1 protein-coding gene is annotated in these 208 nt (G+C 68.8%); it reads right to left on the bottom strand.

The genetic code is table 11. The annotated features are described in order from the left end of the window. The coding region (locus tag AC5Y31_RS21840; protein ID WP_499982995.1) for a beta-ketoacyl synthase N-terminal-like domain-containing protein at nt 1-206 on the bottom strand (206 nt) is incomplete at its 3' end. Nucleotides 207-208 lie beyond the last annotated feature (2 nt).

Here is a 208-nt window from a genome sequence, read left to right as displayed (position 1 = left end):
GCATCGGCGTCCCAGCGATCCGCCGGAACCCGAACGATGCCCGAACCCTCATCACACAACAGCTGCCAGAACGCGGCCGGGCCATCCGCCCCGCCCGGAAACCGGCAGCCCATCCCGACCACCGCGATCGGCTCGGTGTCACCGGCCTCAGCCACCGCCAATCGCGCCGTCAGGTCATCGATCTTGCGCAGCGCCTCAGCAACAATCG

It is taken from the genome of Mycobacterium sp. NGS18, assembly GCF_059813185.1.
Note: the sequence above shows the minus strand (reverse complement) of the source record. Positions and strands in the feature narration are given on the sequence as shown.